This window comes from Methylophaga sp. UBA5088, assembly GCF_002414625.1.
Classification (GTDB): domain Bacteria; phylum Pseudomonadota; class Gammaproteobacteria; order Nitrosococcales; family Methylophagaceae; genus Methylophaga; species Methylophaga marina.
On record NZ_DIAC01000111.1, the window covers coordinates 2,535 to 10,072 of the forward strand.

Sequence of the window (7,538 nt, forward strand, 5' to 3'; positions counted from 1 at the left end):
GAAGGTCAATGTGACCCTATTGGGCGGTGGTTTTGGGCGGAAGTCGAAACCAGACTACCTGGTTGAAGCCGCGCTGATTTCCAAAGCATTGGATGGGCGCGCTGTGAAAACAGTATGGACACGTGAAGATGATATTCAGCATTCCTATTTTCATACTGTGTCTGCTGAACATATGGAAGCCGCGTTTGATGAGCAGGGCGATACCATCGCTTGGTTGCACCGTACAGTCGCTCCAACCATTGCTTCAACCTTTTCGGAAGGTGCCAAACATGAAATGCCGATGGAGTTGAGCATGGGGGTGGTGAATATTCCTTTTGATATAGAGAATATTCAAATCGAAAACCCAGAAGCACCAGCTCATACACGTATTGGTTGGTATCGTTCGGTAGCGAATATTCCACATGCTTTTGCTATTCAATCATTTATTGCTGAGATGGCTCACCAACAGCAAAAAGACCATAAAGACTTCTTATTGTCTCTGATTGGGCCCGATCGAGAAATAGACCCGACCTCATTAAAAGATGAGTGGAACTATGGCGAGTCTCCCGAGCTTTACCCATTGAATACAAAACGTATGAAAGGCGTGATTAACATGGTGACGGACAAAGCTGAGTGGGGGAAATCACTACCGACAGGTTCTGGTCAGGGAATGGCTGCTCATTATAGCTTCGTGACATACGTCGCGGTTGTCGTTGAAGTGACGGTGAATGACGATGGAGAAGTCAGCGTGCCCAGAGTGGATGTTGCTGTAGATTGCGGTCCTCAAGTGAATCCAGAACGCATTCGTTCACAGATTGAAGGGGCATGTATTATGGGCATGAGCCTTGCCCTGTCTAGCGAGATTACCTTTAAAGACGGCGTTACCGTTCAAGATAATTTTGATGGGTATCAGGTTGCTCGCATGGATGCTGCACCTAAGGAAATTAATGTGCACCTGATGCCGGCTAATGACTTTAGTGAACCGCTAGGTGGTGTTGGTGAGCCAGGTATGCCACCGATTGCACCCGCTCTGTGTAACGCCATTTTTAATGCAACAGGCAAACGTATCCGTGAACTGCCAATACGTTATCAACTAGAGTCGTAATGTTATGACGGGGCATGATACAAACGTGCTAAAACAGCTGCAAAGCTGGTATCAGCAAGGGCATAAGGTCTGGTTAGTGACGGTACTTAGCACTTACGGTTCCAGCCCTCGCCAGCCTGGCTCTATGTGTGTATTGCGTGATGACGGGCTGTTCACTGGCTCCGTTTCCGGCGGCTGTGTAGAAGATGATTTAGTGACACTTTTACATGATGGTGCACTTTCGTCAGCTTCAGCTCAAATAAAAACCTACGGCGCTAATCAGGAAGAGCAAGCACGTTTCAAGCTACCTTGTGGAGGGCAATTAAAATTACTGGTAGAGCCAGTCATTGATGACCAATGGCTTGATGATGTTATCACCGCCATTTCATCCCAAAAGCTGATCAAAAGAGACGTTTCTCTGAGGTCTTTACGGGTAAGCTGCTCCTTAGCACTAAGTCATGAGCCTCTGGTCTGCGAACGGCCAGAGTCCATCTCATTCGTCTACGGACCGCGTTTACGCTTACTCATTATTGGCGCTGTAGAAACGTCACATTATCTGGCCAATATAGCCACTGCGCTCGATTATCAAGTCTATGTTTGTGATCCAAGAGTTGAGATGCAGCAGACATGGACACATCAAGAAAGTACATTACTGACAATGATGCCCGATGATGCTGTGACCTCACTGCAGCCCGATCTAAATACGGCAGTGGTGGCTTTAACGCATGATCCGAAGTTAGACGATATGGCATTACTTGAGGCGCTCAAATCAGCGGCCTTTTATGTGGGGGCTTTGGGGGCCAAATCGAATAACAATAAGCGTCGGGAAAGACTCAAATTATTTGATCTGACTCAACAAGAGATTGATCGGCTGCATGGTCCGGTTGGTATGTCCATAGGTAGTAAAACGCCTGCAGAAATTGCGGTGGCGATAGCGGCCGAGTTAGTCGCTATTTATCGTCAACGTATTCGAGCACAACAGACTTCAGCTTCATTGGATAAGGTGCTCACCTAAACATGGCGCTTGAAAAGGTAGCGCCGATTATTCTCGCTGCTGGTAAGTCAACACGCTTTGGATCGAACAAGTTACTGGCAGAAGTCGAATTTAAAGGCATCAGACAAGCGTTGCTACTGCATACTTTATCACCCTGGCTGGATGTGTTTGAGCGTGTTTATCTGGTGACGCCCAAAGAGAACCAGCTTATTAAAGAAGCCTGTCATTCTATTGATCACAGCATTGAGTTTATCAAAGCAGAAAAGAGTGAGTTGGGTATGGGGCATTCGCTTGCTGCCGGTGTGGAAGCTTGTCATTCATCACAAGGTTATTTGATAGGCTTGGCAGATATGCCAATGATTGAGCCAGAAATACTTGAAAATCTGGTCAATAAGCTTGAGCAAGGCTTTCCTATCGCTGCTCCCTATTTTGAGGGTAGACGTGGTCATCCAGTTGCTTTTTCTCAAATTTACCGTGATGCGTTACTGGCATTATCAGGTGATGTAGGTGCTAAAAGTATTCTGCTCGAGAACGAGAAGTTGATTGAAAAAGTGAATGTGAAATCGTCTTCAGTTTTGACCGATATTGATCTAAAGTCGGACCTTTCAGTGCTGTCATGAAGCCTGAGCTAATACAGGCTTTATTACTTATTCAGGGATAAGTTTTTTCGCCAAAGCATTCAGGTGATAAAAATGAAATCGACCGATCTTCACCGGCACAAGCACACAGTTGTTTTTTTCCATAAACTCACGCAGTTGTAACTGTTTGTTCGGCTTGTAGAGGGCGGGCTTGCCCGTCAGCGAGTAGAGAATGCCAGAATCGGTAATGGCTGAGCCTTGCCGTGTTTTGAAATCATAGTGAAAGTCAGTCACTTTTTGCGTGATGATAAAAAAATCGTAATGGCTGGAGTGCCCAAAAATATGTCGTTCTTGGGTTTCTTGGACTTCTACCAAGCCCCAATTTGATATGACGCCGCACTCTGATAACGATCTGGCTTCCAAAACACGATCCTTGTGTAAATTTGTGAAACAGTGCTCATTAATTTAGCAGTTTAATTCTCTTATAACAATGCTTTACGGGTGCCAATTTTCGATAAGCCGTATGGATACGGTCATCACATTTTTTTCATCGATCTGTCGACAAAATCAGACAAACATACATGGAGAAAGAATATGAATAATTCGCTCAAAGCTGGCTTACTTATGATGGTAGCTTCTAATGTCCAAGCAAAAGATTGCCCACAATATATGGATTATGACTTGCCCAAACTTCACTCGAATGACACGGTGAATTTATGTGAAATAGCCAAAGATAAAACCTTATTAGTCGTTAATACCGCAAGTCACTGTGGCTATACGCGTCAATTTGGTGGTTTGGAGTCATTACATCAGCAATACCAAGATAAAGGTTTAGTGGTAATTGGTTTTGCGAGCAATGACTTTGATCAAGAAGCCAAAACAGAAGCGGAAGCAGCGAGAATTTGTAAAGAAAACTTTGGTGTGTCATTCACCATGGTTGCGCCAAGTTATGTAACAGGTTCGCGTGCTAACCCAGTTTTCAGGGAAATTAATCAACAAAGCCAAGCGCCAGGTTGGAACTTCAATAAATACATCGTTGATGCTGATGGTCAGGTGGTAAAACACTTTGCCAGTTCAGTTGAGCCAGATGATCCTGATTTGCTAAATATTATTGATTCCACTCTGAGTAAGAATGAAGACAACCCCTAAGCTCAAGATATACGCCTAGCTTGTTGACTATGTACCCAGCAAGGTCAATACTCTACTGTTATTGATACTTTGTTGTTATCATTAACAAAGTCTATTAGCACACAAAAGGAACGTTGGGGTAAAGGATGTGTATTGTTTATCGACTGGTATTTGCCAGTTTAATAGGTTTGGCCTTATCTGCATGTAGCAGTATTCACAATACCATTGGTCCAGACGCTCCTCAGTCTGAGTTACGGGAATCTTTGCAGGCGCCGCTGACTATTTCTGATAGTGGTTCGCCTTTTTGTGAGGAAGCAATGGTGGTTGCAGTCACGCCAAAAGTGGTGCGTGTTCCAGAACGTTATCACGCAACGCTTTATTTTGAGTTAGACAAAACGACGTTTACACCAGCCTCTCTACGTGATTCCGTTGATGTATACAAAGCGATTCTGGAAAGAAAAAATCGTCATGTAGAAATTGTCGGTCATACAGACACGCTTGGCGCCAGCGCATACAATGAAAAGCTCTCAGAGCGTCGCGCTAACAAGGTAGCGCAGGATTTGATCAATGCCGGTGTTGAAGTAAATCAGATTTCTGTGTCAGGGAAAGGGGAAACGGATCTGAAAGTACCTACGGCAAATGGCACTGAAGAAGTACGTAACCGCCGGGTTGAGATTGATGTACGTTAATATCTGGAGCATTTAGACATATGGTTACATCGCAACGCTTTACTCTCATTGCTGCATTTATGACGGCTATCGCCAGCAGTCCCGTTTTTTCTGAAACTCTGCAGGGAGCAGTAGATAAAACACTAAAACAAAATCCTGAAGTTCTGGCTGAAGCAAACCGCCGTTATAGCGTTGATAAAACGGTTGATCAGGCTAGAGCCGGTTACTATCCAAGAGTCGATCTGACTCTGGGGATCGGCTTTGAGCGAACTAAGAACCCAGCAACAAGACCCGGTCATGAATTTCTTTCACGTGGCGAGGCTGAGATTGAAGCAACTCAAATGCTGTATGACGGTTTTGCTACAAAAAGTGCAGTTGAACAAACTCAGGCACAAGCTAATTCTGCTGGTTACAGTGTGACAGATTTATCGGAAAGTATTGGTCTGAACACTGTACAAAGCTACCTTGATGTAATGAAGCGTCAGCAATTACTTGAAAACACTCAAGCTAACTTGATTCAACATGAAAAGATCTTCGATAAAATCAAGTTACGAACAGATGCGGGTGTAGGCAATCGCTCAGACCTTGATCAAACCACTGGTCGTGTGGCGTTAGCGGAAGCGAATTTACGCTCTACCGAAGGTAATTTAAAAGATGCGGAAACACGTTATGAGCGATTAGTAGGGCAAGCCCCTGAAGCGCTAACCGATCCAGGTATGTCATGCTGTGACAGTGCACCGGCTAAGGTTGAAGATGCCATACAAATTGCCTACAGACAGCATCCAGCACTATGGGCAGCTATATCTGATCACGAAGCATCATTGGCCCAGCAAGAGGGAGCTAAAGCGCCATTTCATCCACAAGTGCGAGCTGATTTGAGCGCCAGAGCAGATAATAATCTCGACGGAACACGTGGGCATGAGAAAGAAGTTCAAGCGATGATTCGCATGGACTACAACCTCTTGAATGGCGGCGCTGACAAAGCACGTATTGAAGAAACCAAGTACCTCAGTGAACAAGCCAAACAAAACGCCGAAATTATCAAACGTGACGTTGATAGAGATGTGCGGCTGGCATGGAGTAATGTTGAAACCTTGTCGAGACGTTTACCTATTCTTGAGCAACGTATGCTGGCTGCTGAGAAAACGCGTGATGCCTATTTTGAACAGTTCAATGTCGGCAGACGGACCTTACTGGACTTGCTCGATACAGAAAATGAATTGCTAACAGCCAGAAATGATTATGCCAATGCCTATTATGATCATATTTACGCCTGTTACTGGTTATCCGAAACAATGGGGCGGTTAATGGAAAGTTTGTCTATTGAGGCACCGGAAGCAGCCATTATCGTCGCGCAACCTCAAACTGCTGAATAACCCCTACTAGTGGAATCCGTATTGAAGTCTGGCTGACTCGTCTGCCACTAAACTGTCACATATTACGGCTACGATATCCATTTTTATTGAATATCGTTATGCATCCCATCAGGCTGACCGCACCCTCACCTGCTTTAAAGGTCTTTGTTTATCTTCTACCTGCCTTATTATTATTCTCGAGAGCAATAGCGGATATTACTGTCGTTCTGGTGGCATTCACCTTTTTGTTTATCAGCTATAAAAATCAGTCTTGGCCATGGCTAAAGCAGTCATGGTTTGTTGCTTTTTTAGTATTTAACGCCTATCTAATTTTACTTAATTTACCCCAAAGTAGTGAACCATCAGAAAGTTTGAAGTATGTGCTTACTTTTATAAGATGGCCATTATTTGCAATGGCATTGGCGTTTTGGATTTTTGATAATAGTGACATTAGACGTCATTTTATTATCAGCCTCTCATTGATTATTGCATTCGTTGTAGCTGATACCTTATGGCAGTATTTATTTGGTGTAGATTGGTTTGGCATTGAACGTTTCACTGAAACACGCTTAACAGGGCCATTCAGAAGCCCTATTCCCGGAACGATGTTATTAAGACTGTGGTTCATCGTGCTATTCATCGCTTGTCTTGTGCCATGGTTCAAATATACGACAGTCCGACAAATAACATCATTAATGACCATTATGAGTGTCGGGTTTGTTTTCACCTATCTTACAGGCGAGAGAATGGCATTAATTCTTTATTGTGCCGGGGCTGCTGTTGTGTTTATAACTATGCTGTTCATCTATCGAGACTATCAGCGACGCTTGTTAAGTATGGTGGTAATTTTTGTATTATCACTGGGAATGATCATACTGATCTCTCCTGATATGCTCGAACGGAGCATCATGAGTATCGGTACTAAATTATCGTCATTTGCCGAATCCGATTATGGGCTGGTCTTTAAAGCCGCTTGGCAAGTATGGCAGGATAATTGGTGGTTTGGCAGTGGCTTGCATACCTATCAAAGCGTCTGTGAACAACAGCAATTATTAGCTAGTGCAGGCATGGTGTGCAGCCATCCGCATAATCTCTACCTGCAATTGGGGGCTGAAACAGGCCTGGTTGGATTAGTTTTATTTCTGGTAATGCTGTGTTTATTGTACAAGCAGGTATTGCTGCCATGTATTAAAGCTAAGAATGGCTTACAAACAGCATTATGCTTTGCATTACTAACGGTCAGTTTTTGGCCATTGTCCGGAGGGATTAGTGTGCTGAGCAACTGGGTGGCAGCTTTAGTTTGGTTAGGTGTAGGCTGGGCGTTGGCGATATCTAGGGCAAGTGCTGTAACACCTCATGAACATCTAAGTCATACAAATCATTAACCTGAAGCGCGCGAAAGTCCCCACGTTGAAGTTCGGATCGTTCAACAGAAGTTGTTGGTCCGAATAGAGCAAGACCCGGTTTGCCCAAACATGAGGCGATATGACTGGGGCCGGTATCATTACCAACCACAAACTGTGCATGATTGAGAATGGTTGCCAACTCAAACCAGTTAAGCATTCCATAGTCTTTTGCCGGTGTGTAACCTGCCAGTCTTGCTGCCATATCTTGCTCATCTGGCCCCAAAATATTCACCACATCATATCCAAGCTCAATGAGTTTAAAAGAGAGCTCGGCATAATACGGCCAGCGTTTTTCTTTATGTTGTGCAGAGCTACCAGGTATAAGGGCAATATAAGGTTGTTTAAC

Annotated in this window: 9 protein-coding genes; 7 read left to right on the forward strand and 2 right to left on the reverse strand. The window is 44.2% G+C overall.

Features of this window, described 5'->3' with window-relative positions; all coding sequences use genetic code 11:
- The 3 genes from B4K20_RS14010 to B4K20_RS14020 all read left to right on the forward strand — a co-directional run.
- A partial coding sequence (locus B4K20_RS14010) for a xanthine dehydrogenase family protein molybdopterin-binding subunit (protein WP_289283363.1) occupies window positions 1-1,084 on the forward strand: 1,084 nt, incomplete at its 5' end.
- Between the two features lie 4 nt (window positions 1,085-1,088).
- Window positions 1,089-2,078: an XdhC family protein gene (locus B4K20_RS14015; protein ID WP_289283364.1), complete on the forward strand. Its 990-nt coding sequence runs from the start codon at window positions 1,089-1,091 to the stop codon at window positions 2,076-2,078.
- Window positions 2,079-2,080: 2 nt separating this feature from the next.
- Window positions 2,081-2,677, forward strand: a complete 597-nt coding sequence (locus B4K20_RS14020; protein WP_289283365.1) for a nucleotidyltransferase family protein — start codon at window positions 2,081-2,083, stop codon at window positions 2,675-2,677.
- Window positions 2,678-2,704: 27 nt separating this feature from the next.
- On the opposite strand, the gene B4K20_RS14025 is transcribed toward B4K20_RS14020, so the two are convergent.
- A complete protein-coding gene (locus tag B4K20_RS14025) occupies window positions 2,705-3,058 on the reverse strand; it encodes a hypothetical protein (RefSeq protein WP_289283366.1) in 354 nt (117 codons plus the stop codon).
- Window positions 3,059-3,229: 171 nt separating this feature from the next.
- Between B4K20_RS14025 and B4K20_RS14030 the strand changes: the two genes are divergently transcribed.
- The 4 genes from B4K20_RS14030 (at window position 3,230) to B4K20_RS14045 (ending at window position 7,171) form a co-directional block, all read left to right on the forward strand.
- Window positions 3,230-3,784 carry a glutathione peroxidase gene (locus B4K20_RS14030; protein WP_289283367.1) on the forward strand — a complete coding sequence of 185 codons (555 nt, stop codon included), beginning with the start codon at window positions 3,230-3,232 and terminating at the stop codon, window positions 3,782-3,784.
- A 125-nt stretch (window positions 3,785-3,909) separates the two neighbouring features.
- On the forward strand, window positions 3,910-4,452 hold the full coding sequence (locus tag B4K20_RS14035) for an OmpA family protein (RefSeq protein WP_289283368.1): 543 nt from the start codon (window positions 3,910-3,912) through the stop codon (window positions 4,450-4,452).
- 20 nt (window positions 4,453-4,472) lie between these two features.
- Window positions 4,473-5,807, forward strand: coding sequence for a TolC family outer membrane protein (locus B4K20_RS14040; RefSeq protein ID WP_289283369.1), 1,335 nt, complete (start codon window positions 4,473-4,475; stop codon window positions 5,805-5,807).
- A 98-nt stretch (window positions 5,808-5,905) separates the two neighbouring features.
- Complete coding sequence (locus B4K20_RS14045; RefSeq protein ID WP_289283370.1) at window positions 5,906-7,171, forward strand: O-antigen ligase family protein; 1,266 nt, start codon at window positions 5,906-5,908, stop codon at window positions 7,169-7,171.
- Here B4K20_RS14045 and B4K20_RS14050 read toward each other — a convergent pair.
- On the reverse strand, window positions 7,119-7,538 hold a 420-nt coding region (locus B4K20_RS14050; RefSeq protein WP_289283371.1), incomplete at its 5' end, for a glycosyltransferase family 9 protein. The two genes, B4K20_RS14045 and B4K20_RS14050, sit on opposite strands and share 53 nt — an antisense overlap.

Bases quoted from the DNA above. Each gene is read 5' to 3' on its own strand.
- B4K20_RS14040 (WP_289283369.1), top strand. From the start codon at position 4,473: ATGGTTACATCGCAACGCTTTACTCTCATTGCTGCATTTATGACGGCT.
- B4K20_RS14030 (WP_289283367.1), top strand. From the start codon at position 3,230: ATGAATAATTCGCTCAAAGCTGGCTTACTTATGATGGTAGCTTCTAAT.
- B4K20_RS14035 (WP_289283368.1), top strand. From the start codon at position 3,910: ATGTGTATTGTTTATCGACTGGTATTTGCCAGTTTAATAGGTTTGGCC.
- B4K20_RS14015 (WP_289283364.1), top strand. From the start codon at position 1,089: ATGACGGGGCATGATACAAACGTGCTAAAACAGCTGCAAAGCTGGTAT.
- B4K20_RS14045 (WP_289283370.1), top strand. From the start codon at position 5,906: ATGCATCCCATCAGGCTGACCGCACCCTCACCTGCTTTAAAGGTCTTT.
- B4K20_RS14020 (WP_289283365.1), top strand. From the start codon at position 2,081: ATGGCGCTTGAAAAGGTAGCGCCGATTATTCTCGCTGCTGGTAAGTCA.